The organism is Phenylobacterium sp. LjRoot225 (genome assembly GCF_964252855.1).
GTDB lineage: Bacteria > Pseudomonadota > Alphaproteobacteria > Caulobacterales > Caulobacteraceae > Phenylobacterium.
Genome location: NZ_CAXUPL020000001.1, coordinates 711,181 through 734,388, shown reverse-complemented (window position 1 = coordinate 734,388; position 23,208 = coordinate 711,181). Strand labels below are relative to the sequence as shown.

Below are 23,208 nucleotides of genomic sequence, written 5' to 3'. Positions count from 1 at the left end.
CGCGTCGAAGTTCGCCCGGGCGATGATCTTCCGTCGGCGGTCAGTCTTCGAACGGCTCGACCGACCGAAAACGCCCGCAAAGGAAGGCGTCGGCCACCAGCCGCAGCGGGGCGAGGTCGACGTCGCTGCGCCCGCTCCGCACCAGCTCGGCGAAATGCCGGTACATGGCGGGATATTCGCCCTCTCGGGACGTCGCCTGGGCTGCGCCGTCGATGGCGAGCTTGGCGCCGCCGTCCGACAGCAGCATCCGGCCGTCCTCGGCCTCCACCGCGATATCCCAGCTCTGCGGGCCGGTCTGGCGGAAGTCGAAGACCGCCTCGATCGGGATTCCGCTCGTGGTCCGGAGCGAGAGGGAGGCGGCGATCGGCGCCTGGCGGTTCGACGGTGTCTCGAGGTCGGAACGGCTCAGCAGCACCGGCTCGTGGAGGATCTCGGTGAGGATGGACAGGGCGTTGATGCCCGGATCGAACACCCCGAACCCGCCGGCCTGCCAGATCCAGGTCTGGCCGGGGTGCCAGTGGCGGACGTCCTCCTTCCAGGTGACGGTCACCTTGCGCAGCGCGCGGCCGTCCAGCCAGGCGCGGGCCGGGGCGACGGCGGCGGCGTGGCGCGAGTGCCAGCTGGCGAAGAGGGTCACGCCCTGGCCCTTCGCCTGGACGATCAGCGCCTCGACCTCGGACACGGTGGCGCCCGGCGGCTTCTCCAGGAAGACATGCTTGCCAGCGGCCAGCGCCGCTCGGGCCGCCTGGTAGCGGACCTGCGGCGGCTGACACATGGCGATGGCGTCGAGCCCGGGCTCACCCGCCAGCATGGCCTCGAGGCTCGGATAGTTGGCGACGCCCGGGGCCCGGGAGTGCGGACTGGCGACTGCGACAAGCTTCGCGCCCGGCGTCGCGGCGATGGCCGGCAGGTGCTGGTCGCGCGCAATCTTGCCGAAGCCGACCAGTCCGATCCTGAGGTCTGGGGTCATAGGCTGCGAACCTTCGCCGAAGGCGCCGCCGCCGCGCGCGCCAGGGGGTTGCGCACCGGCAGAATGAAGGGCTTGGCCTCGATCTCGAAGACGTCGCCCTCCTCCGTGCGGAAGCCGTCCGAGAAGGAGAGCGTGGCGGTCCCGAAGAAGTGCACGTGCACATCCCCCGGACGCCGGAAGCCGGCATATTTGAAGTGGTGGTGCTCGAGGTTGTCGAGGGAGTGGGACATGTTCGCCTCGCCGGAGAGGAAGGGCTTTTCCCAAACGACCTCGCCGCTGCGCAGGATCCGGCTGGTCCCGCGCACGTCCGCCGGCAGGGCGCCCAGCAGCAGCTCGGGGCCCAGCGCCGCGGCGCGCAGCTTGGAGTGGGCGAGCCACAGGTAGTTGCCGCGCTCGGTCACGTGATCGGAGAACTCGTTGCCCAGGGCGAAGCCGATCCGCACCGGCTGGCCCTCGGGATCGACCAGGTAGATGCCGGCGATCTCCGGCTCCTCGCCGCCATCCAGGGCGAAGCTCGGCATCTCCAGCGGCTCGCCGGGCGCGACCAGGATCTGGCCGTCGCCCTTGTAGAACCATTCCGGCTGCGCCCCGGGCTCCGCGGTCTGCGGCTTGCCGCCCTCGACCCCCATCAGGAACATCTTCATGGAGTCGGTGAGCGCGCCCTTGGCCTCGGCGTCGCGGTGCATCTTGTCCCGGCCCTCGGCCGAGCCGAGGTGGGTCAGGCCGGTGCCGCTGACCAGCACGTGGGCGGCGTCCGGGTGGTCGATCGGCGGCAGCAGGCGCACCTCGTCGAGGTCGATCGGGTCGCGGGCGAGCTGCTCGGCCAGGGACGCCAGCGAGGCGTTGGAGGTGATCGCCCATTGGGCCAGGCGCAGCGTGCTCGGCACGTTCTCGAGCCGGCGCGCGCGGCCGTCGTCGTCCAGGGCCGCAACGCCGCGGAGGTCGCCTTCAGCGAACTGTATCAGCGACCGAATCATCAGGCTTGCTCCCTCGTCCCGTCGAGACGGCGGACGAGTCTCCAGGGGTTGGCCGCCTGCAGGGCCGGGGGCAACAAGGGGTCAGGCAGGTCCTGGTAGCAGACCGGCCGCAGAAACCGCATCATTGCGAGCGAACCGACCGAAGTGCTGCGGCCGTCGGAGGTCGCCGGGAAGGGTCCGCCGTGAACCATGGCGTGGGTGACTTCGACCCCGGTCGGCCAGCCGTTGGCGAGCAGCCGCCCGGCCTTGCGCTGCAGCGCGGGCAGCAATTGCCCCGCCGTCGCCTGATCGGCCTCGTCGAACTGCAGGGTCGCGGTCAGCTGGCCTTCCAGGCCGTCGATGACCGCCTCCAACTCCGCAGCGCTCTGGCACCGCACGACGATCGAGGCGGAGCCGAACACCTCGTGCGAGAGGGTCGGGTCCGCCAGAAAGGCCGCCGCATCGGTCTGGAAGATCGCACCGCAGGCCTGATTCACCCCCTCCCCGACCCGAGCGCCGGCCAGCTTGACGACCGCCGGGTGCCGGGCGAGCGCGTCGACGCCGCGCTCGAAGCTGGCGTGGATGCCCGGCGTCAGCATGACGGCGGGCTGGGTCTCGGACAGAGCCGCCGTCGCCGCGACGACGAATCGGTCGAGATCGGGGCTAGACAGGGCGACCACCAGGCCGGGGTTGGTGCAGAACTGGCCGGCGCCCAGGGTCAGGGATTGCACGAAGGCCTTGCCCAGCGCCTCGGCGCGCGCGGCGAGCGCTGCCGGCAGCATGACCACCGGGTTGATGCTGCTCATCTCCGCATAGACCGGTATCGGCTCCGGACGTTGTTCGGCGACGCGCATCAGCGCCAGGCCCCCGGTGCGCGAGCCGGTGAAGCCGACCGCCCTGACGTGCGGATCGGCGACGAGGGCGTGACCCAGCTCGTTCGTCGTCCCCGGCAGGAAGGAGAAGACGCCCTCCGGCAGGCCGCAGGCCGCGACCGCCCCCTGGATGGCCCGCGCCACGAGTTCGCCCGTGCCCGGATGCGCGGGGTGACCCTTGACGATCACCGGGCAGCCGGCGGCGAAGGCCGAGGCGGTGTCCACGCCGGCGACCGAGAAGGCCAGCGGCAGGTTGGAGGCGCCGAACACGACGACCGGTCCAAGCGCGACGTTCATCCGCCGAAGATCGACGCGCGGCGCCGGAGTGCGCTCCGGCAGCGCCGGGTCGATGGTGGCGTCGAGCCAGTCGCCCTGGCGCACCACCTCGGCGAACAGCCGCAGCTGGTTGACCGTCCGGACGCGCTCGCTCTCCAGGCGAGGACGCGGCAGGCCGCTCTCGGTCATGGCGCTGACGATCAGATCGTCGCCGATCGCCAGGATCGCGTCCGCCACCGTCTCCAGGAAGCGCGCCCGGGCCTCGGGCTCCAGGGTGGAAAACTGCGGAAAGGCCGCGGCGGCCAGGGCGCATGCGGCGGCGGCCTCGGCGGCCCCGGCCTCCGGGAAGGCGGTCGGAAGCTGCGCGCCGTTCGACGGATCCACTGCGTAGAAGGTCGCCTCGGTCCGACGTTCGCTGGAACCGATCAGCACTGCACCGTTGATCATCTGAGTCTCCACGCCTCTCGGACGGTTAATGGTTGTCGCGCGGCAGGCCGCGGGTCTGGGCGATGCGCTGGAAGTCTTCGGCGCCTTCGAGGATCGCGCCGGTCTGCAACTGCCCGACGAGGGAGCGCTGGATCGACTGCCAGGGCGTCTGGGAGGCCGGGTAGGCGTAGCCGCCCGCCGCGGTCAGCGCTTCACGCCGCGCCGCGAGTTCAGCTTCCGGGATCAGGACGTCGACGGTTCCGCGCTTGAGGTCGATCCGCACCCGGTCGCCGGAGCGCAGCAGCGCCAGGCCGCCGCCCGCCGCCGCCTCGGGCGAGGCGTTGAGGATGGAGGGCGAGCCGGAGGTTCCGGACTGGCGGCCGTCGCCGAGGCACGGCAGGGCGTGGACGCCGTCCAGCAGCAGATGTTTCGGCGCACGCATGTTCACCACCTCGGCCGCGCCGGGATAGCCGATCGGCCCCGCCCCGCGCATGACCAACAGGCTGTCGGCGGTGATCCCGGCGGCGGGATCGTCGATCCGCGCGTGGTAGTCCTCCGGACCGTCGAACACCACGACCGGGCCTTCGAACGCTTCGGGGTCCTCAGGGTTGCTGAGGTAGCGCTGGCGGAACTCCGCGGAGATCACGCTCGTCTTCATGACCGCGCTGTCGAACAGATTGCCGGAGAGGACGAGGAATCCGGCGTCCTTCAGCAGCGGCTGGTCGAAGGGGCGGATGACCTTTTCGTCCTCGATGGTCGCCTTGCGGCAGTTGTCGCCGAGGGTGAGGCCGTTGGCGGTCATCGCGCCTTCGCGGATCAGCCCATTGGACATCAGCTGGTTCACCACCGCTGGCACGCCGCCGGCGTGGTAGTAGTCCTCGCCGAGATATTCCCCAGCGGGCTGCAGGTTCACCAGCAGCGGGACCTTGTGGCCGACCGCCTGCCAGTCGTGGACGTCCAGCTCGACGTCGAGATGCCGCGCGATCGCCGCCAGATGGATCGGCGCATTGGTCGAGCCGCCGATCGCCGAATTGACGACGATGGCGTTCAGGAAGGCGTCGCGGGTCATGATGTCCGAGGGCTTCAGGTCCTCGCGCACCATGTCGACGATCCGCAGGCCGGTCCGGTAGGCGCACTCCTGTCGGTCACGATAGGGGGCCGGGATGGCGGCCGAGCCGGGCAGCGACATGCCGAGCGCCTCGGCCAGGCTGTTCATGGTCGTCGCCGTGCCCATGGTGTTGCAGTAGCCGGTCGACGGCGCCGAAGAGGCCACCAGCTTGACGAAGCCCTCCTGGTCGATCTCGCCGGACGCCAGCATTTCGCGGGCCTTCCAGACGATGGTCCCCGACCCGGTCCGCTCGCCCTTGTGCCAGCCGTTGAGCATCGGGCCGACCGAGAGCGCGATGGCCGGCAGGTTCACCGTCGCCGCCGCCATCAGGCAGGCCGGCGTTGTCTTGTCGCAGCCGATCGTCAGCACCACGCCGTCCAGCGGATAGCCGTAGAGCACCTCCACGAGGCCGAGATAGGCGAGGTTGCGGTCGAGACCGGCGGTCGGCCGCTTGCCGGTCTCCTGGATCGGGTGGACCGGAAATTCGATGGCGATGCCGCCCGCCTCGCGGATCCCCTCGCGCACCCGCTCGGCCAGCACCAGGTGATGTCGGTTGCAGGGGCTGAGGTCCGAGCCGGTCTGGGCGATGCCGATGATCGGCCGACCGCTCCGCAGTTCCTCAAGGCTGAGCCCAAAATTTAGGTAGCGCTCCAAATAGAGCGCGGTCATGTCGATGTTGTCGGGGTTGTCGAACCAGGCGGCGGAACGCAGCTTGCGAGGCTTCATCGACGTGTCGGTCATGGGTGATCCTAGGCGGCGCGGGCGATCGCGTTGACGGTGTCCATCAGCGGATATACTCAGACAATAACGAGATCAATGCCCTGTGGAGGACCTGTGCCCGGCCCTGTTCCAACTTCTCTCGCCGCCGCTCGGCCCCCCAAAGGGGCGTCGTCCGCGGCCTACCGGCCGGCGCTGATCCTGCTGGCGAGCCTCTTCTTCATGTGGGGGTTCATCACGGTCATCAACAACACGCTGCTCCCGCACCTGCGCAGCGTGTTCGAGCTCAACTACACGCAAACGACGTTGATCGAATCGACCTGGTTCGTCGGCTATCTCATCGCATCGCTCCCCGCCGCCAAATTGATCGAGCGGATCGGCTATCAGAAAGCGCTGGTCGTCGGGCTGGCGGTGATGACCGCGGGCTCGCTCGGCATGATCCTGGCGGCGTGGCTGCCGTCTTACGGCGTGACCCTGGCGTCCCTTTTCACCGTGTCGTGCGGGATCGCGCTGCTGCAGGTCGCGGCCAACCCCTATGTCGCGGTGATCGGTCCGCCCGAATCGTCCGAATCTCGCCTCACCCTGGTGCAGGCGTTCAACACGACGGGCGACGTGCTGGCGATCGTCTTCGGCCGCTATTTAATCCTCGGCCGCACCACCGGCGGCACGTCGGCGGAGGGCACCCACCTCAGCTACGCGCAGCGCATGGCCGACGCGCAGGCGACCATGCTGCCCTATCTAATCGTCGCGATAGTGCTGGCGCTGCTGACCATCGTCATAGCTCGCGCGCATCTGCCAGCGCTGGGCGCTGCCGCGCGCCGCGCCAATGCCGAGGAGCGCCGCCATTTGTCGCTCTGGCGGCATCGCAACCTGGTGCTCGGCTGCGGTGCGATCTTCCTCTACGTGCTGGCCGAGATCGGCGTCGGCAACCTGTTCATAAACTTCGCCTCTCAGCCGAGCATCGCCAACATCACGCACGAGCAGGCGGCCTTTTACCTCACCTTCGTGTGGGGCGGGATGATGGTCGGCCGCTTCGCCGGCGCCTTCATCATGCGCCGGTTCGCACCCGAGAAAGTGCTCGCGGTGTTCGCGCTCGGGGCGCTCGTCTCTGCGCTCGTCGCGACCTTCGTGCAGGGGCCGGGCGCGATGTACGGGCTGATCGCGATCGGGCTGTTCCACTCGGTCATGTTCCCGACGATCTTCGCGCTGGCGATCCGCGGGCTCGGCCCGCTGACCGAGGAGGGCTCGGGGCTGCTGATCATGTCGATCGCGGGCGGCGCACTGGTGTTCATCCAGGGCAACATTGCGGACCGCTACGGCATCCAATGGGCGTTCATCGTCACTGTTTTGTGCGAGCTGTACGTGCTGTTCTACGCGCTGTGGGGCAGCAAGCCGACCGGGCCGGAGGTGCTTCCCGCGCCGCAGCTAGCGAAGTGATCGAAACCGCCCGGCTGATCCTGCGGCCATTCCGCAAGGAGGACCGGGCGCCCTTCGCCGCGATCAACGGCGACCCGCGGGTCAGCGACTGGCTGGGCGGCCCGATCGATCGGGCCGCCAGCGACGCCGCCATCGACCGCATCAGCGCCCACATCGGCGAGCACGGCTTCGGCTTCTGGGCGGCGGAGCGGAAGGCCGACGGACGGCTGATCGGCATGATCGGCTTGAAGCAGATGGCTCCGGACCTGCCGCCCGCGCCGGCGATCGAGGCCGGCTGGCGGCTCAGCCCCGACGTCTGGGGCCAGGGCTTCGCCGTCGAGGGCGGGCGCGCCGCGATCGGTTGGGGCTTCGCCTATTTGGCCGCCAATGAAATCATCGCCATCACCGCGGTGGACAATCTCCGCTCTCGCGCCGTTATGGAAAAGGTCGGCATGGTCGAGCAGCCGGCGTGGGCTTTCGACCATCCCGGATTGGTGGAAAACCATCCGCTGCGTCGCCACGTCGTCTATGCGGCGACGGCGCCCTCTCCGACCTAGCTTCTGACTGCTCTCACATCATCCGGTCATCCCCGCTTTCGCGGGGATGAACGGTGTTGGAAATTGGTCCTAACCCTTCAGCGCCAGCGGCAGTCCGGCGAACATCACCGTCACCTGGTCGGCGCGCTCGGCGGCGCGGCGGTTAAGCCGTCCGGCCTCGTCGCGGAAGCGCCGGGCGAGCGCGTTCTCCGGCACGATGCTCATGCCGACCTCGTTGGAGACGAGGATGACCTCGCCGGCCGTGCGGCCCGCGGCGTCCAGCAGCGCCTCGGTCGCAGCCTCCAGGTCGCGCTCGGCGAACATCAGGTTGCTGAGCCACAGGGTTAGGCAGTCGACGACGGCGCATTCTTCCGCCGAAATCCCGGCGATCGCCTCGGCCACCTCCAGCGGCGTCTCCAGGGTTCGCCAGGCGGGGCCGCGCTCGGCGCGGTGACGGGCGATCCGCTCGCCCATCTCCGCATCCAGGGCTTCGGCGGTGGCGATCATCACCGGCGAACCGCCGCGCGCCCGCGCCTCGGCCTCGGCCAGCGCCTGGGCGTGCGCGCTCTTTCCCGAGCGCGCGCCGCCGATGATCAGCCGAAGCCCCATTCGAACACCCCTGGTTTGACGCCCGGAGACAGCACGCCTATAGCGCCTCCCACGCAACGGGTTCCCGTAAGGGATCAAAAGGGAACTGGGTGAAAAACCTGGGCTGTCCCCGCAACTGTAAGCGGCGAGCGCGATCTCACTAGCCACTGGGCCCGCCAAGGTCTGGGAAGGCGGGATCGAGCGATTGAGCCGTGAGCCAGGAGACCTGCCTGTCGCGGTCGTCATTCGGCGAGGTCGGGGATGGCCTTGGCGGACGGGTGAAACCCCGGTTCGGCGACGTCTTGTCCGGCTGCGTGCGCGCGGGACGGGCGCGTCGCGCCCCGACTGCGCCAGGCGGCCTTCGTCAGAGGGGGTCCTCGCCTTGAAGTCCAAACTGTTCATCTCCACCGCCATCGGCGTCTTCGCCGCAGCCGCGCCCATGGCCCATGCGGCCGAGATCGAGATTCCGCGCGTCGACGAGATCGTCGTCGTGGCCAACCGCTCGCCCGAGCGCGCCGATCGCGTCGGCCAGCAGATCACCGTGCTGACGTCGGAAGACCTCAAGGCGCAGCAGACGCCGGTGCTCACCGAAATCCTGAGCCGCACGCCGGGGATCAGCTTCGCCCGCAATGGCGGCGTCGGCGCCACGACCCAGGTCTATATCCGCGGCGCCGAACCCGGCCAGAGCGTGATCCTGATCGACGGGGTCAAGCTCAACGACCCCTCCTCCACCGACACCGGCTTCAACTTCGGCAACCTGCTGGTCGGCGACATCGAGCGGGTGGAGATCCTGCGCGGCCCGCAGTCAGTGCTGTGGGGCAGTCAGGCGATTGGCGGGGTGATCAACCTGATCACCGCCGGGCCCAAGGCGCGCTTTGAGAGCGACGTTGTCGCCGAGGGGGGCTCGAACAACTGGGGCTACGGCCGGGTCGGCGTCGGCGGCAAGTCGGAGCGGGTCACCTGGCGCGCCACGGCGGCCTATCTGACGACGACCGGCGTCTCCGCCTTCGACGAGCACAAGGGCGGGGCGGAGTCCGACGGCTATCGCAACGTGGGCGCCAGCGCCAAGGCCGAGATCAAGGTCACTGACCGGCTGTCCCTGGACCTGCGCACGGTCTATTCCCGCGGCCGCAACGAATTCGACGGCTTTCCGCCGCCCAACTTCACCTTCAGCGACACCCGCGAATACGGCGTGACCGAGGACCTCGTCGGCTATGCGGGCGCCAACCTCGCCCTGCTGGACGGCCGCCTCACCAACCGTCTCGCCGTCGCCTACACGCACACCGATCGCCAGCTGTTCAACCCCGACCAGCCGTTGACCGACGTCACCTTCCGCGCGACGGGCCACAACCGGCGCTTCGAATATCAGGGCGCCTTCGCCCTTACCCCGACCTGGAAGGCGGTCTTCGGAGCTGAAAGCGAGCGCTCGACGATGCGCAGCGCCTCGCCCTCCGATTTCGATCCCAACCCGGCTTCGATCCGCCGCAGCGCCGACATCGACGGGATCTACGCCCAGCTTCGCGGCGACCTCGCCCCCGGCCTGATGGTCAGCGGCGGGGTGCGTCATGACCGTCACGACGACTTCGGCGGTCACACGGTCGGCCAGGCCTCGGCCGCCTGGCGGATCAACGACGGCAAGACGATCCTGCGCGCCAGCTGGGGCCAGGCTTTCAAGGCGCCGAGCCTCTACCAGCTGGGCAGCGAGTACGGGAACCCGAGCCTGGCCCCAGAATCCTCGCACAGCTGGGACGCCGGCGTGGAGCAGCGGTTGTTCGATAGCCGGGTGGTGCTGTCGGCGGCCTATTTCGACCGGCGGACGAAGAACCAGATCGACTTCTTCTCCTGCCCTTTCGTCAGCGCCGACCCGCGCTGCGTGGGCGCCGGCGGCCTGCCGCGGTTCGGTTACTATGTGAACACCGCCCGCACCAAGGCCCATGGCGTTGAGCTCTCCGCCCAGGCGGCCGTGACCGAGGCGCTGACGCTCAGCGCCAACTACACCTGGACCGATGCGCGCAACCAAACCCCGGGCGCCAACTTCGGCAAGCATCTGCAGCGTCGTCCGCCGCGGGAGGCTGACGCCGAGGCGACCTATCGGTGGCCCACTAAGCTTTCGACCACCGTCGCCATCCACTACGCCGGCGACCGCTACGACGATGTCGCCAACCTCAATCGCCTGAAGGGCTACGTCCTCTGGGACCTGCGGGCCTCCTATCCGATCACCGAAAGGCTCGAGGTCTACGCCCGGGTCGAGAACCTGTTCGACAAGTCTTACGAGACGATCCGCAACTACGGGCAGCTGGGCCGAGCGGCCTACGGCGGCGTGCGGGCGAAGTTCTGATGCCTGCGACCGCCGCGCTGGACACGTTCAGCCGGCACGGCGGCCGGCTCACCGCGGCGGGCGCGGCCTTTCCGGCGGCGCCCCAGCCCTGGCTCGACCTCTCGACGGGCATCAATCCGCGGCCCTATCCGGCGCCGCGGGCGACCCTGGCCGAGCGGGCGCGCCTGCCGCAGCCGGAAGCGCTGCGCGCGCTCGAAGCCGCCGCCGCCCAGGCGTTCGGCGCGCCGTCCGCGCGTGTCGCCGCCGTGTCCGGCAGCGAGGCGGCGATCCGGATGCTGCCCGGCCTGCTGGGCGTCGGGCGTGTGGCGATCGCCGCGGACACCTATGGCGGCCACGCCGAGGCCTGGCGTGCGGCGGGAGCGGAGATCACCGGGTCTCCCGTCGCCGCCGACGCCTGGGTGGTGGTCCGGCCGAACAACCCCGACGGCCGGGTCGCCGAGGCTGCAGACCTGCTGGACTCGGCCGCCAAACGCTGGACCGTCGTCGACGAGGCCTTCGTCGAGACCACGCCGCAGCTCAGCCTCGCGGGCCAGGCCGGCGGCCGGCTGGTCGTACTGCGCTCGTTCGGCAAGTTCTTCGGCCTGGCCGGCCTGCGGCTCGGCTTCGTCATCGCCGACGAGGGCGTGATCGCCCGGCAGCGCGCCCAACTCGGGGACTGGCCGGTCTGCGCCGAGGCGATCGCTGCGGGGCTCGCCGCCTACGCCGACGTCGCCTGGGCGGACCGCACCCGCGCCCGCCTGGCCCGCGACGCCCAACGCCTCGACCTACTGCTCGGTCGCGCCGGGCTGGAGGTCGTCGGCGGAACCAGCCTGTTCCGGCTGGCGCGCGGGGCCCACGCCCCCACCATCTTCCAACGGCTGGCGGCGGCCGGCGTGCTCTGCCGGCCGTTCGACGATCCGCACCTTCTCCGCTTCGGCCTGCCCGGCCGCCCTGCAGACTGGGCCCGCCTCGCGGCCGCCCTATCGGGAGACCTCCCATGACCGATGACGTCGACGCCCAACCTACCGAGGCGGAGCACACGGAGGCGATGAAGGCGCTGAAGGCGGAGCGCGAGGCCATGATGGCCACCAAGCGCGAGGGAGAGGGCCTGCTGCTGGTCCACACGGGCGACGGCAAGGGCAAGTCCAGCGCCGCCTTCGGCATGGTCGCCCGCGCCCTCGGCTGGGGCTACCGCGTGGGCGTGGTCCAGTACATCAAGGGCAAGTGGATCACCGGCGAGCGGCAATTCTTCGCCAAATTCCCCGACCAGGTGGTCTACCGGGTCATGGGCGAAGGCTTCACCTGGGACACCCAGGACCGCGCCCGCGACATCGCCGCGGCGAAGGCGGCCTGGGAAATCTCGCTCGAAATGCTGCACGACCCGTCGCTGCACTTCGTCGTGCTCGACGAGCTGAACGTCGCCCTGCGCTACGACTACCTGGACATCGCCGAGGTGGTCGAAGGGCTGAAGGGCCGACCGCCTGAGAAGCATGTCTGCGTCACCGGCCGCAACGCCAAGCCCGAGCTGATCGCGGCGGCCGACATGGTCACCGAGATGACGCTGGTGAAGCATCCCTTCGAACAGGGCTTCAAGGCGCAGCGGGGGATCGACTTCTGATGAACCCCAGCCGCCGTACGGCGGTCGCAGGCGTCGCGGCCCTGGGGCTTGCCGGCGCCGCGCACGCCCCGGCACGCCGCATCATCTCGCTGAACCCCTGCCTCGACGCCATCCTGGTCGGCGTCGCCGAGGCTCGGCAGATCGCCGCGCTCAGCCACTATTCGCGCGAACCGATGGTCTCCAGCGTCGGCGCGGCCGCGCGGCGCTTCGCCTTCACCTACGAGAGCGCGGAGGAGGTGATCGCCCTGTCGCCGGACCTGGTGCTGGCCAGCCGGCATTCCTCCCTGGCGACCCGCAATGCGCTGAAGCGGCTGGGCGTCGCCGTGGAGCTGTTCGCCACTCCGGACAGCGTCGCCGAAAGCCTGGCCCAGGTGCGCCGCGTCGCCGATCTGGCCGGCCAGGCCGAGCGCGGCCGCGCCGAGGTCGCCCGGATCGAGGCGGCGCTCGCGGCCGCCGCCCCGCCCCGCGGCGCCCGGCCGGTGCGCGCCCTGGTCTTCCAGCGCAATGGCTTCTCCTCCGGGCCGGACACCCTGATCGACGACCTGCTGCGCCGCACCGGCTTCCGCAACGCCGCCGTCGACTACGGCGCCACGCGCACGACCGACATCGCCCTGGACGCGGTCGTCGCTGATCCGGCCGAGGTGCTGTTGAGCGGCGAGACCCTGCCCGGCGCGCCGACCTGGGGCGAGCGGGTGATGCGCCATCCGGCGCTGGAGCAGCTCAAAGGGCGGATCCGCGTCGTCGGCTTCCCCCAGCGCCTGATGTACTGCGGCGGCCCCAACCTGGTCGAGGCGGCCGGCCGGCTGGCCGCGGCGCGGAGGCAGATCACATGAGCGCGCTGGCCCTGCGCCGTCCTCCACCGCTCGCTCTGGGCGGCGGCCTGCTCCTCGTCCTGATCCTGTTGGTGGGCCTCTCGCTCTGCGCCGGCCGCGTCTGGATCCCGCTCAGTGCGCTGACCACCCACGACCCGCGCTGGACGGTGATCGTCGAGCTGCGTCTGCCGCGCACCCTGCTGGCGCTGCTGGTCGGCGCGGCGCTCGGCGCCTCCGGCGCGGCGCTCCAAGGCTACACCCGAAATCACCTTGCAGATCCGTTCGTTCTGGGGATTTCCTCAACCGCTGGTCTCGGCGCCGTCCTGGTTCTCTACTTCGGCCTGACCGCCGTCTCGCCGTGGCTCCTGCCAGCCGGCGCCATGGTCGGAGCGACCTTGGGGCTGCTCATGCTGCTGGCCCTGGCCGGTTCGAACTCCAGCGTCGTCACCTTCGTGCTCGCGGGCATCGTCATCCAGACCATGGCCACAGCCGCCACCACCCTGGCGCTCAACCTCGCGCCGACCCCTTGGGCGGTGGACGAGATCGTCAGCTGGCTGATGGGCGCGGTGGCCGACCGCAGTTTCGAAGAGGTGAAGCTCGCCGCCCCCTTCATCGCAGCCGGCCTGGGTCTGCTGCTCACCACCCGCCGCGCGCTGGACGCCCTGACCCTCGGGGAACTCGGCGCGCGCGCGCTGGGGGTGAACCTGGGCGCCGTGCGCCTGCGGCTTGCGGCCGGCGTGGCGCTGGCCGTCGGCGCCAGCGTGGCGGTGACCGGCGTCATCGGCTTCGTCGGCCTGATCACCCCGCACCTGATGCGGCCCTGGTTCGGCGGACGGCCTGGCGCATTGATCGTGCCCAGCGCCGTCAGCGGCGCCCTCCTGCTGCTCGCCGCCGACGTCCTCGTGCGGTTGACGCCGGCGGCGGTGGAGATCCGGCTGGGCGCGGCGATGGCCGTGCTGGGCGGCCCCTTCTTCCTCGCCCTCCTGATCCGCATGCGCAGGACCGCCATATGACCCAGGTCGTTTCCGCTTCCGGCCTCTCCGCATCGGGCCTCGCCGTCCGGCTCGGCGGCCGCACCCTGTTCGAAGGCCTCGACGCCGCCTTCCAGCCGGGCCGCATAAGCTGCGTGATCGGTCCCAACGGCGCCGGAAAGTCGACCCTGATGGCCTGCCTGGCCGGTCTGCGGCGGCCGGACGCCGGCGTCGTGCGGCTGGGCGTCGAGCCGATCCTCGGCATGGGCTCGGCGGCGCGCGCCCGGCGCATCGGCTTCCTACCCCAGACCCCGGAGATCGCCTGGCCGATCGACGTCGACGCCCTGGTCGGTCTCGGCCGCACGCCCCACCGCTCCAGCGGCCGGTCCCCGCCCGATCTCGCGGCGATCGCCGCCGCCATGGACGCCACCAGCGTCGCCGAGCTCGTCGCGCGCCGCGTCGACAGCCTGTCCGGCGGCGAGCGGGCGCGGGTGCTGATCGCCCGGGCCCTGGCCGGCGAACCGGAATGGCTGCTCGCCGACGAGCCGCTGACCGGCCTCGACCCCGGCCACCAGTTCGACGCCTGCAGCCTGTTTCGCCGCCTGGCCCACGAGAGCGGCTTTGGGGTGGTGCTGACCCTGCACGACCTGCCGATGGCGCTCAGGCTGGCCGACGAGGTGCTGGTCCTGGCCGAGGGCGGGCTGATCGCCAGCGGTCCGCCGGCCGAGGCCCTGACGCCCGAGGTCATCCGCCGGGCCTATGGCGTCGAGGCCCGGATGGTCGCCGGGCGCCACGGTCCGATCCTGGAGCTGGTCGGCCGCCATGCCGCTTGAACTCGCCGCCGGCTGGCCCGGCCCGATCGGCGCGCTCGGCGGTCTCGCCGCCGAAGCGGCGCTGGGCTACCCCGCGGCATTGCACCGCCGGATTCCGCATCCGGTGGTCTGGCTCGGGGGCGCGATTTCGGGCCTGGAGCGGACCTGGAATCGGCCGACGCTCGCGCCGGCGATCCGGCGGCTCCTGGGCGTGCTCACCGTGGCGATCGTCGCCGGTGCGGCAGGCGTCGCCGGCTGGGGTCTGCAGCGCCTCTGCGCCGCCCTGCCCTTCGGGCTCGTCCTGTTCGCCCTGATCGCCTCGGTCGGTCTCGCGCAACGCAGCCTGTACTCCCACGTCGCAGCGGTGCGTGACGCGTTGAGCGCCGGCGATCTGCCGGCCGCGCGCACGGCCGTCGGCTGGATCGTCGGACGCGACACGGCCGGACTGAACGAAAGCGAAGTCGCCGCCGCGGCGCTGGAAAGCCTGGCCGAGAGCTTCAACGACGGCGTCGTGGCCCCGGCCTTCTGGCTCGCCATCGCAGGTCTGCCGGGCCTCTTCGCCTACAAGGCGCTCAACACCGCCGACAGTTTGATCGGCCATATGGAGCCGCGGTGGCGCGCCTTCGGCTGGGCGGCGGCGCGCGCCGACGATCTGGCCAACCTGATCCCGGCCCGCTTCGCCGGCCTGCTGGTCACGCTCGCCGGACGGCGGGGCTTGCGGATCATGCTGCGCGACGCCCGCAAGCACGCCTCCCCCAACGCCGGCTGGCCGGAGGCCGCGATGGCCGGTGCGCTGGGCGTCAGCCTCGGCGGGCCGGCGACCTATGACGGCGTGCCCGTCGCGCGGCCGGACTTCGGCGATGGTCGCAAGCCGGCGCCGAGCGACCTCGATCGTGGCCTGCGGCTCTATCTGCGCGCCTGCGCTATCCTCTGGATCATCGTCGCCGTGGAAGGCCTCGCATGGCGGCTCTGATGCTCCAGGGATGCGGCTCGGACGTCGGCAAGTCCGTCCTGGTGGCGGGCCTCTGCCGCCTGTTCGCCAACCGCGGGCTGAAGGTCCGGCCCTTCAAGCCACAGAACATGTCGAACAACGCCGCCGTGACCGCGGACGGCGGCGAAATCGGCCGGGCCCAGGCGCTGCAGGCGCTGGCCTGCCGCGCCGAACCGAGCGTCGACATGAACCCGGTGCTGATCAAGCCGCAGTCGGACCGCGGCGCCCAGGTCGTGGTGCGCGGGCGCATGTTCGGCACGTTGCGGGCTGCAACCTACCAGGAGCGCAAGGGCCAGCTGCTCGAGGTGGTGCTGGACAGCTATCGCCGTCTCGCGGCCGACTGCGACCTCGTGGTGGTGGAAGGCGCCGGCAGCCCCGCCGAGATCAATCTGCGCGCCGGCGACATCGCCAACATGGGCTTCGCGCTCGCCGCCCAGGTTCCGGTGGTGCTGGTCGGCGACATCGACCGAGGTCACGTCATCGCCGCCCTGGCCGGCGCCAAGACGGTTCTTTCAAAGGATGATGCTACGGCTATTCATGGTTTTATGATCAACAAGTTCCGGGGCGATCCTAAGCTTTTCGATGAGGGCCGCAGGATCATCACGAACCTGACCGGCTGGCCCGACCTCGGCATGGTTCCCTGGCTCGCGGCGGCGGCGCGCCTGCCGGCCGAGGACGCCGTCGTCCTGCAGCATGAAGGTCCGGCGGCGGCGGGACGGCGGCTGAAGATCGCTGTTCCCATGCTCTCGCGCATCGCCAACTTCGACGACTTCGACCCGCTGCGGGCCGAGCCCGAAGTGGCGCTGAGCTTCGTTCCGCCGGGCCAGGCCCTGCCGGGCGACGCCGATCTGGTGATCCTGCCGGGCTCCAAGGCGACGCTCGCCGACCTGGGCTTCCTGCGCGCCCAGGGCTGGGACATCGACCTCTTCGCCCACGTCCGCCGGGGCGGACGGGTGCTGGGCGTCTGCGGCGGCTACCAGATTCTCGGGCGGCGGATCGCCGACCCGCAGGGGATCGAGGGCGCGCCCGGCGAAGCGCCGGGCCTCGGCCTGCTCGAGGTGGAGACGGTGCTGACCGCGGAGAAGACCCTGCGCCCGGTGACGGGCTGCGGCCTCGAGGGCGCACGGCTCACGGGCTACGAGATGCACGTCGGCGTCACCACGGGCGCCGATCTGGCGCGGCCCTTCCTGCAGCTCGACGGCCAAGGCGCGCACGGCGCCGGATCCGCCGACGGCCGCATCCTCGGCGGCTATGTGCATGGCCTGTTCGCCAGCGGCGCCTTCCGCTCCGCCTTCCTCGCCGGGCTCGGCGCGCGATCGGACGGCCTCGACCACGGCCATCGCGTCGACCAGGCGCTGGACGAGATCGCCGGCCAGCTCGCCGAACACCTGGACATCGCATCGCTAGCCGGGATCGCGGGCCTGAAGGATTTCGCCCTATGAGGCTCGACACCCTGACCTGGACGGCGCCCGAGCCGGCGCCCCTCGACCTCGCCGTGACCGCCGAGTTGCGCCGCCTGATCGACGGCAAGGCCAAGCCGCCCGGCGCCCTGGGACGGCTGGAGGCGCTGGCGGTCCAGCTGGGAGCGATCCAGGGTCGCCCCGACCCGCGCGCCGACCGTGCCGTCGTCCTGCTGTTCGCCGGCGACCACGGCCTCACCGAAGACGGGGTGTCGAGCTATCCGCGCGAAATCACCGCCGCCATGGTCCGCCTGATCCTCGACGGCCGGGCCAGCGTCAGCGCGCTCGCCCGCGCGGCCGGCGCCGAGGTGCGCGTGATCGACGTCGGCGTGGCTTCGGACCTCGCCCCGCACCTCGCCTTGCAGATCGCCAAGGTCCGCGCCGGCACGCGCAACGCCGCGCGGGAGCCGGCGATGAGCGCCGAGGAATGCGCCCGGGCGCTCAGCTGCGGCGCCGACGTCGCGCGCGCCGCAGTCGAAGCGGGCGCCGAGGTGATCGCTATCGGCGAAATGGGCATCGGCAACACCGCCGCGGCCAGCCTGCTGCTCCACCGGCTGGGCCCGGCGCCGCTCGACGACTGCATCGGCGCCGGCGCCGGCCACGACGCCGAGGGCCTGGCCCGCAAGCGGCGCGTGCTCGCCGCCGCCGCCGCCCGCAGCGACGCGGAAGAGCCGTTCGAGGTGCTGCGCCAGTTCGGCGGCCTGGAGATCGCCGCCATGGCCGGCGCGGCTCTGGGCGCGGCCGCGGCGCAACGGCCCGTGGTGGTGGACGGCTTCATCTCGACGGCGGCGGTGCTGGTCGCGGCCCGCCTGCAGCCGCGGGTGCTCGACGCCTGCATCTTCGCGCACGCCTCGGCCGAGCGCGGACACCGGATCATGCTGGAGCGCCTCGGGGCCGAGCCCCTGCTCGACCTGGGCTTGCGGCTCGGCGAAGGGACCGGCGCGGTGCTGGCCCTGCCGATCCTGAAGGCCGCCGCCGCCATGGTCCGCGAGGTCGCCTCGCTGGCCGAGGTCCTGGGGCCGGCATGATCGGCCGCGAGCTCGACCGCCTGGCCTGCGCCGCGCAATTCCTCACCCGGCTGCCGACGCCTGCGCCGCGCGTCTGGTCCGACGACCTCCTGGTCCGCTCGGCGCGCTATTTCCCGCTGATCGGCCTCTTGGTGGGCGGCGTTTGCGCCGGCGTCTTTCTGGCCGCCCGACAGGTGTGGCCGATCGGCGCCCTGCCCGCGATCCTGACGGTCGGCGTCGGCGTCCTGCTCACCGGTGGATTCCATGAAGACGGGCTGGCGGATTCTACCGACGGCCTGGGCGGCGGCCAGACGCCCGCGCAGCGGCTGGCGATCATGAAGGACAGCCGGCTGGGGACCTACGGAGCCTTGATGCTGGGCTTCGTCATCGCCATCCGCATCGCGGCCCTCGCCGAGCTGCAGGGCGCGTGGATGATCACCGCGGCCCTCGTCTGCGCCCACAGCCTCGGCCGCGCCGCCGCGGTCGTCGCCATGCGCCTGATGCCCTACACCGCCGATCCCGACGCCTCGAAGCTGAAGGTCAGGGCCCGTGACGTTCGCCGCCACGAAGCGCTGATCGCCCTCGCGATCGGTCTTGCGCCCCTGGCCCTGCTGCCGCCCTGGATCGCAGCTGTCGCCGCGCTGGCGGGCGCAGCCGCCGCGCTCTGGCCGGCGCTGGCGGCGCGTCGCCTGATCGGCGGCTATACCGGCGACGTGCTGGGCGCGATAGAACAGGCCTTCGAGACCGCCTTTCTGCTGGGGATCGCCGTGGCCGTCGCCCTGGGATTTCGATGAGATTGCTGGTCGGCCCGCTGGAGGCGGCTCCGGCGCTCTGCGAAGCGCACGGCCCGTCGCATCTGGTGAGCTGGCTTTCGCCGCCCGCCACCGCCCCGGAGATTGCGGCCCTCTTCCCCCCCGAACGCCGGCTCTTCCTCTCGTCCCACGACCTCGCCGCGCCGACCGAGGGGCTACAGGCGCCGACGGCGGACGACGTGGCTCGGCTGTTCGCCTTCGCGCGGCGCTGGGCCGAGACTGGGGTCCGGACTGAAGACGGCGCTCGGCCGATGCTGGTGCACTGCTGGGCCGGGGTGAGCCGCTCGACGGCGGCGGCCTTCGCGATCGCCTGCGCCCTTACCTCGAAGCCCGAGGTCGAGCTCGCCTGGGCGCTGCGGGCGGCCTCGCCGGGCGCGACGCCCAATCCGCTGATCGTCGCCCACGCCGACGCCCTGCTCGGACGCGACGGCCGGATGGTCGCGGCCATCGCCGAAATAGGACGGGGCGCCGAAGTCTCCCTCGGCGCCCCGTTTGAGCTCCAGCTGGGCTGACGCTCCTTAGTTCATGATCGACTGGACGGCCTTCACGATGTCGTCCGGCTGGACGAGGAAGGCGTCTTCGAGCGGCTTGGAGAAGGGCACCGGCGAGTAGGGCGCGCCGAGACGGCGGACCGGGGCCTTCAGCTCGCCGAACAGCTCTTCCTGAATGGTCGAGGCGATTTCCGCGCCGACGCCGAACTGACGAACCGCCTCGTGGACGATCACCGCGCGGCCGGTCTTGCGAACCGAGGCGAGCACCGCTTCCTTGTCCCACGGCGAGACCGTGCGCAGGTCCACCAGCTCGACGGAGATCCCCTGCTCGGCCAGGGCGGCCAGGGCCTGCTTGGAGGTCAGCACCATCCCCGAATAGGAGATGATGGTCACGTCGGCGCCTTCCTGAACGACCTTCGCCTTGCCGATCGGGATCGGCCCCTGGTCGACCGGAACCTCGTCCGGAACGAACAGGGTGCGCATGTTCTGGATCAACAGGCAGGGATCCGGATCGGCGATGCAGGAGAGCATCAGCCCCTTGTAGTCTGCCGGATTCGACGGAGCGACGACCTTGATGCCGGCGCAGTGGGCGAACCAGGCCTCGTAGTGGTCGGCGTGCTGGCCCGCGGTCTGCGCGCCGGCGCCGGTGAGGGTGTAGATGGTGATCGGCACCTGGCTCTGGCCGCCGGACATGAAGCGAAGCTTCGCCGCATGGTTCACGATCATGTCCATCGCCACGGTCGTGAAGTTCATCAGCATGATCTCGGCGACTGGCTTGTAGCCGGCCAGGGACGCGCCGATGGCTGCGCCGACGATCGCCTGTTCCGAGATCGGCGTGGACTTCACCCGGTCGTCGCCGAAGCGGGTCGACAGGCCTTTGGTGTTGCCGATGACGCCGCCGCCTTCACGGTCGGCGACGTCTTCGCCGAGCACGATGACCTTGGGGTCCGCCTCCATGGCCTCCGCGATCGCCGCGTTGAGCGCCTGGATGCCGTTCATCTTGATGGTCGCGCTCATTACGCAATCTCCGTAGCAAAGACGTCGCGCCGCAGTTCGTCGACGGACGGGAAGTCCTGGGCGAGGGCGTATTCGATCGCGTCCTCGACCTCGGCCTCGATGGACTTCTGCATCTCGGCGAGCTGATCTTCGGTGGCGATGCCATCCTTGATCAGGCGAGCGCGGAAGATCGGCAGCGGGTCTTTCGCCATCGCCTCCGACTTCTCTTCCTTGGTCATGTACTTGTCGTCGTCGCCGAAGACGTGGCCGAAGAAGCGGAAGGTGATGCACTCGAGCAGCGTCGGGCCTTCGCCGTCGCGAGCGCGGTTGATGGCCTCGTTGGCGGCGGCGTACATGGCGTCCGGATCATTGCCGTCGACCGTGTAGCCCGGCATGCCGTAGCCGATGGCGCGCTTGGAGATCTGGTCCACCGAGGTGCAGTTCTCGTAGCGGGTGTGCTCGGCGAAGCGGTTGTTCTGACAGACGAAGACAACCGGCAGCTTCCAGACCGAGGCCAGGTTCAGCGCTTCGTGGAAGGCGCCGATGTTCGACGCGCCGTCGCCGAAATAGGCCACCGCGACCTTGCGGCTCTTGTCGAGCTTGTAGGCCCAGGCCAGGCCGTTGGCGATCGGCATGGAGGAGCCGACGATGCCGGTGGTGACCATCACGCCCGTCTCGGGGTGGGTCAGGTGCATCGGGCCGCCCTTGCCCTTGCAGGTGCCGGTGACCCGGCCGGCGATCTCCGACCAGATCGAGCGGTAGGGCATGCCCTTGGCGACCATGTCGTGGATGCCGCGGTAGATGGTGCAGATGGTGTCGTCGTCATTGAGGTTCGCCGACACCGCCGACGGGATGACCTCCTGACCGCGCGCCGAATAGTACGGCATCTGCAGGCGGCCGCGCATGATGACGCGGCGGGTGGCGTCGTCGTTCCGCTCGATGCGGAGCATGCGACGATAGATGTCCAGGAGGATCTCCGGACTGGGCGTGACTGTGTTTGCGCGCTCGGTTTGCATTGTTTCCCCCGGACCTCCTGGGAATGAATTTCGCCCTACTCGGAAAGGGTCGTCATGTTTTCGGCGCCGCCGAGCCGCGCCTTAAGGTGCGTCCCGACGACGTGTTGAACTACGCCGCCAGCCCGTGCGGACTGCGGCGCGATGTCCCGATGGCGAGCATCCCATAGCGCGGCGATACGTCGCCGAGAAGTGGCTAGGCGTCGCGAACCCCGACTTGGTCCAATCAAGACGGCCGGGCGCGGATGCGCAAGGCGCCCGCCGACGCTCTACGCCCGGGCGATAAGCGGCTTTGGATCAGGCCACGCCCGCCTTGGCCCGCGGGACGCCGGCCGGGGTCACGACCGCTCCGAGCGCATGCTCGGCCGCAACGAACCCCCAGGTAAAGGACGGCCCGACGCTCGACCCCGCGCCCGGATAGGATCGGCCCATGACCGAGGCGGTGGAGACCCCGGTGGCATAGAGGCCCGGAATCGGCGAGCCGTCCTCGCGCAGCACCCGGGCGTTCACGTCGGTCACCACCCCGCCGTAGGTGCTGACGTCACCCGGCACGATCGGCATGGCGTAGAAGGGCGCCTCGGAGATGGCGCCCAGGGTCGCGGACGGCTTGTGGGTGGGGTCGCCCAGCCATCGATCATACTCGCGATCTCCGCGCAGGAAGTCTTCGTCCCGGTTCCTGGCGACGAATCCATTGAAGCGCTCGATGGTCGCCTGGAGCGTCGCGGGGTCGACTCGTCGAAGCCGCCCATACACCCTCCCTCGCCGCCAGCTGCGGTCAAGCCGCGCTACGGTCGCACTTTGCGAATTGCTCGCAGTATTCGGGGGTGGGCAAGCGGCCCGCAAGCCGAACTTGATCGGGACTTCGCCGCCTCGATCGAATCCGCCGGCTCTAGAGGCGCAGGTTCGCGTTGTCCGCGAGGAGCGGCCCGGGCGGAAGAACGGTCTCCTCCGGGCTGGCGGCGCGGAACTCCCGCGGGTTCATGTTGAACACCCGCTTGAACATCCGGCTGAAGTGGGCCGGGCTCTTGAAGCCGACGCTATAGGCGATCTCGCTGATCGAGACGTCGCTGGAGGACGACAGCCAGCTCTTCGCCTTCTTCAGCCGCTGCTCCCAGACCAGGGTCGAGAACGAGGTGCCGTGGTGCTTGAGCAGGAAGGACAGGTAGCGCGGGGAGATCCCGCAGCCGCTGGCCACCATGGCAGTGCTCAGGTTCGGGTTGGAAAGGTGGACCTCGATATAGCGCAGGACCTCCTGCAGCCGCCGGTCGGAGACGGTCTGGCGCAGCCGGCCGCAGACATTGCGGTCGCGAATCGCGTGGCTGATCACCGAGAGCGCGCTCCCCACCAGGATCTCGGCGGTGTCGGGCGCCAACTCGCCGTCGTCCTCCAGCAGGTTGGTGAGGATGTTCTCGGCGATGGCGAACTCGCGCCGCTCGGCGGAGACGGCGAAGCCGGTCGCCACTTCGTCGGAGATGTAGGCGCGCAGCACATGGGTGGGGATGATCATGTGCAGCACTTCGTGCACCTGGTCGTCGTCGGTCTGGCATTCGATGAAGAAGGGCGTCATCGAGCGGGTCACCACGAAGTCGCCGGCGTGGGCGATCTTGCTGCCGCACTGGTTGGAGACGCAGAGCTGGCCGCGCTTGACGAACCACAGGACGGTCACGTCGGTGGCGTCCTCGCGGATATGCGACCAGGAGCGGCGGAAGAAGAGCCGGCTGCGCGACTTCAGGCGCACGATCGAATTGGGGCCGACGGCCTTGCGTTCGGCGCGGACGTCGATGACCGACCCGGCCTCGATGGAATAGTCGCCGAGGTAGTATTCCTGGTCCTTCTCACCGCGGAAGCTGCTCTGGCAGTCGTGGTAGTTGTGCTCGTCGAATGCGAAAAGAGTTTCGGGCATACCTGCGTTTCCTACCTTCGCGAGCCGCATTCACCGGGCCGGGATCCACGGATTGCAGCTTTTGCGCTTTGCTTTGCGTCACGTTGCAAAAGCGGCTCATGCGAGACCGTCGAAGCCACGACAAACACGGGGCCGGTCCG

At 70.3% G+C, this 23,208-nt stretch carries 22 protein-coding genes and 1 riboswitch; of the genes, 13 read left to right on the top strand and 9 right to left on the bottom strand.

The window, feature by feature from the left end:
- Positions 1-40: 40 nt before the first annotated feature.
- From ACSQ2B_RS03485 to ACSQ2B_RS03470, 4 genes are read right to left on the bottom strand one after another with little or no spacing between them, the layout of a single operon-like run.
- Positions 41-970 (bottom strand): Gfo/Idh/MocA family protein, encoded by a 930-nt coding sequence (locus ACSQ2B_RS03485; RefSeq protein ID WP_436047373.1) that lies wholly within the window; start codon positions 968-970, stop codon positions 41-43.
- Positions 967-1,947 carry an AraD1 family protein gene (araD1, locus tag ACSQ2B_RS03480; RefSeq protein ID WP_436047371.1) on the bottom strand — a complete coding sequence of 327 codons (981 nt, stop codon included), beginning with the start codon at positions 1,945-1,947 and terminating at the stop codon, positions 967-969. The genes ACSQ2B_RS03485 and araD1 overlap by 4 nt, the downstream gene beginning before the upstream one ends.
- Positions 1,947-3,521 (bottom strand): aldehyde dehydrogenase (NADP(+)), encoded by a 1,575-nt coding sequence (locus ACSQ2B_RS03475; RefSeq protein WP_436047369.1) that lies wholly within the window; start codon positions 3,519-3,521, stop codon positions 1,947-1,949. Before ACSQ2B_RS03475 ends, araD1 begins: the two co-directional genes overlap by 1 nt.
- Positions 3,522-3,546: 25 nt before the next feature.
- Positions 3,547-5,349 (bottom strand): IlvD/Edd family dehydratase, encoded by a 1,803-nt coding sequence (locus tag ACSQ2B_RS03470; RefSeq protein WP_436047367.1) that lies wholly within the window; start codon positions 5,347-5,349, stop codon positions 3,547-3,549.
- Positions 5,350-5,442: 93 nt separating this feature from the next.
- On the opposite strand from ACSQ2B_RS03470, the gene ACSQ2B_RS03465 reads away from it, so the two are divergent.
- Both ACSQ2B_RS03465 and ACSQ2B_RS03460 read left to right on the top strand, forming a co-directional pair.
- Positions 5,443-6,762, top strand: coding sequence for a sugar MFS transporter (locus ACSQ2B_RS03465; protein ID WP_436047365.1), 1,320 nt, complete (start codon positions 5,443-5,445; stop codon positions 6,760-6,762).
- Positions 6,759-7,298, top strand: a complete 540-nt coding sequence (locus ACSQ2B_RS03460) for a GNAT family N-acetyltransferase (protein ID WP_436047363.1) — start codon at positions 6,759-6,761, stop codon at positions 7,296-7,298. Before ACSQ2B_RS03465 ends, ACSQ2B_RS03460 begins: the two co-directional genes overlap by 4 nt.
- A gap of 69 nt (positions 7,299-7,367) precedes the next feature.
- On the opposite strand, the gene cobU is transcribed toward ACSQ2B_RS03460, so the two are convergent.
- Positions 7,368-7,886, bottom strand: a complete 519-nt coding sequence (cobU, locus tag ACSQ2B_RS03455; protein ID WP_436047361.1) for a bifunctional adenosylcobinamide kinase/adenosylcobinamide-phosphate guanylyltransferase — start codon at positions 7,884-7,886, stop codon at positions 7,368-7,370.
- Between the two features lie 41 nt (positions 7,887-7,927).
- Positions 7,928-8,113, top strand: a riboswitch (cobalamin riboswitch).
- Between the two features lie 134 nt (positions 8,114-8,247).
- Between cobU and ACSQ2B_RS03450 the strand changes: the two genes are divergently transcribed.
- The 11 genes from ACSQ2B_RS03450 to ACSQ2B_RS03400 are packed head-to-tail and all read left to right on the top strand — an operon-like array spanning position 8,248 to position 19,177.
- Positions 8,248-10,203 carry a TonB-dependent receptor plug domain-containing protein gene (locus ACSQ2B_RS03450; RefSeq protein WP_436047359.1) on the top strand — a complete coding sequence of 652 codons (1,956 nt, stop codon included), beginning with the start codon at positions 8,248-8,250 and terminating at the stop codon, positions 10,201-10,203.
- A complete protein-coding gene (locus ACSQ2B_RS03445; RefSeq protein WP_436047357.1) occupies positions 10,203-11,183 on the top strand; it encodes an aminotransferase class I/II-fold pyridoxal phosphate-dependent enzyme in 981 nt (326 codons plus the stop codon). Before ACSQ2B_RS03450 ends, ACSQ2B_RS03445 begins: the two co-directional genes overlap by 1 nt.
- On the top strand, positions 11,180-11,800 hold the full coding sequence (gene cobO / locus ACSQ2B_RS03440) for a cob(I)yrinic acid a,c-diamide adenosyltransferase (protein ID WP_436047355.1): 621 nt from the start codon (positions 11,180-11,182) through the stop codon (positions 11,798-11,800). The genes ACSQ2B_RS03445 and cobO overlap by 4 nt, the downstream gene beginning before the upstream one ends.
- A complete protein-coding gene (locus ACSQ2B_RS03435) occupies positions 11,800-12,633 on the top strand; it encodes an ABC transporter substrate-binding protein (RefSeq protein WP_436047354.1) in 834 nt (277 codons plus the stop codon). The genes cobO and ACSQ2B_RS03435 overlap by 1 nt, the downstream gene beginning before the upstream one ends.
- The gene (locus ACSQ2B_RS03430; protein WP_436047353.1) at positions 12,630-13,625 is read left to right on the top strand and encodes a FecCD family ABC transporter permease; all 996 of its coding nucleotides are present in this window, start codon (positions 12,630-12,632) and stop codon (positions 13,623-13,625) included. Before ACSQ2B_RS03435 ends, ACSQ2B_RS03430 begins: the two co-directional genes overlap by 4 nt.
- Positions 13,622-14,416 carry an ABC transporter ATP-binding protein gene (locus tag ACSQ2B_RS03425; protein ID WP_436047351.1) on the top strand — a complete coding sequence of 265 codons (795 nt, stop codon included), beginning with the start codon at positions 13,622-13,624 and terminating at the stop codon, positions 14,414-14,416. Before ACSQ2B_RS03430 ends, ACSQ2B_RS03425 begins: the two co-directional genes overlap by 4 nt.
- Positions 14,406-15,368 (top strand): adenosylcobinamide-phosphate synthase CbiB, encoded by a 963-nt coding sequence (cbiB, locus tag ACSQ2B_RS03420; protein ID WP_436047349.1) that lies wholly within the window; start codon positions 14,406-14,408, stop codon positions 15,366-15,368. The genes ACSQ2B_RS03425 and cbiB overlap by 11 nt, the downstream gene beginning before the upstream one ends.
- Positions 15,356-16,828 (top strand): cobyric acid synthase, encoded by a 1,473-nt coding sequence (locus ACSQ2B_RS03415; protein WP_436047347.1) that lies wholly within the window; start codon positions 15,356-15,358, stop codon positions 16,826-16,828. Before cbiB ends, ACSQ2B_RS03415 begins: the two co-directional genes overlap by 13 nt.
- Complete coding sequence (cobT, locus tag ACSQ2B_RS03410; RefSeq protein WP_436047345.1) at positions 16,825-17,874, top strand: nicotinate-nucleotide--dimethylbenzimidazole phosphoribosyltransferase; 1,050 nt, start codon at positions 16,825-16,827, stop codon at positions 17,872-17,874. The genes ACSQ2B_RS03415 and cobT overlap by 4 nt, the downstream gene beginning before the upstream one ends.
- Positions 17,871-18,647, top strand: a complete 777-nt coding sequence (gene cobS, locus ACSQ2B_RS03405; protein ID WP_436047343.1) for an adenosylcobinamide-GDP ribazoletransferase — start codon at positions 17,871-17,873, stop codon at positions 18,645-18,647. Before cobT ends, cobS begins: the two co-directional genes overlap by 4 nt.
- On the top strand, positions 18,644-19,177 hold the full coding sequence (locus ACSQ2B_RS03400) for a tyrosine phosphatase family protein (RefSeq protein ID WP_436047341.1): 534 nt from the start codon (positions 18,644-18,646) through the stop codon (positions 19,175-19,177). Before cobS ends, ACSQ2B_RS03400 begins: the two co-directional genes overlap by 4 nt.
- 6 nt (positions 19,178-19,183) lie before the next feature.
- On the opposite strand, the gene ACSQ2B_RS03395 is transcribed toward ACSQ2B_RS03400, so the two are convergent.
- The 4 genes from ACSQ2B_RS03395 to ACSQ2B_RS03380 all read right to left on the bottom strand — a co-directional run bounded on the left by ACSQ2B_RS03395 (position 19,184) and on the right by ACSQ2B_RS03380 (position 23,068).
- Positions 19,184-20,173 carry an alpha-ketoacid dehydrogenase subunit beta gene (locus ACSQ2B_RS03395; RefSeq protein WP_436047339.1) on the bottom strand — a complete coding sequence of 330 codons (990 nt, stop codon included), beginning with the start codon at positions 20,171-20,173 and terminating at the stop codon, positions 19,184-19,186.
- The gene (locus ACSQ2B_RS03390) at positions 20,173-21,168 is read right to left on the bottom strand and encodes a thiamine pyrophosphate-dependent dehydrogenase E1 component subunit alpha (protein WP_436047337.1); all 996 of its coding nucleotides are present in this window, start codon (positions 21,166-21,168) and stop codon (positions 20,173-20,175) included. Before ACSQ2B_RS03390 ends, ACSQ2B_RS03395 begins: the two co-directional genes overlap by 1 nt.
- Before the next feature lie 294 nt (positions 21,169-21,462).
- Positions 21,463-21,918 (bottom strand): FAD-binding protein, encoded by a 456-nt coding sequence (locus ACSQ2B_RS03385; protein ID WP_436047335.1) that lies wholly within the window; start codon positions 21,916-21,918, stop codon positions 21,463-21,465.
- A gap of 136 nt (positions 21,919-22,054) precedes the next feature.
- Complete coding sequence (locus tag ACSQ2B_RS03380) at positions 22,055-23,068, bottom strand: helix-turn-helix domain-containing protein (protein ID WP_436047333.1); 1,014 nt, start codon at positions 23,066-23,068, stop codon at positions 22,055-22,057.
- Between the last annotated feature and the right edge of the window lie 140 nt (positions 23,069-23,208).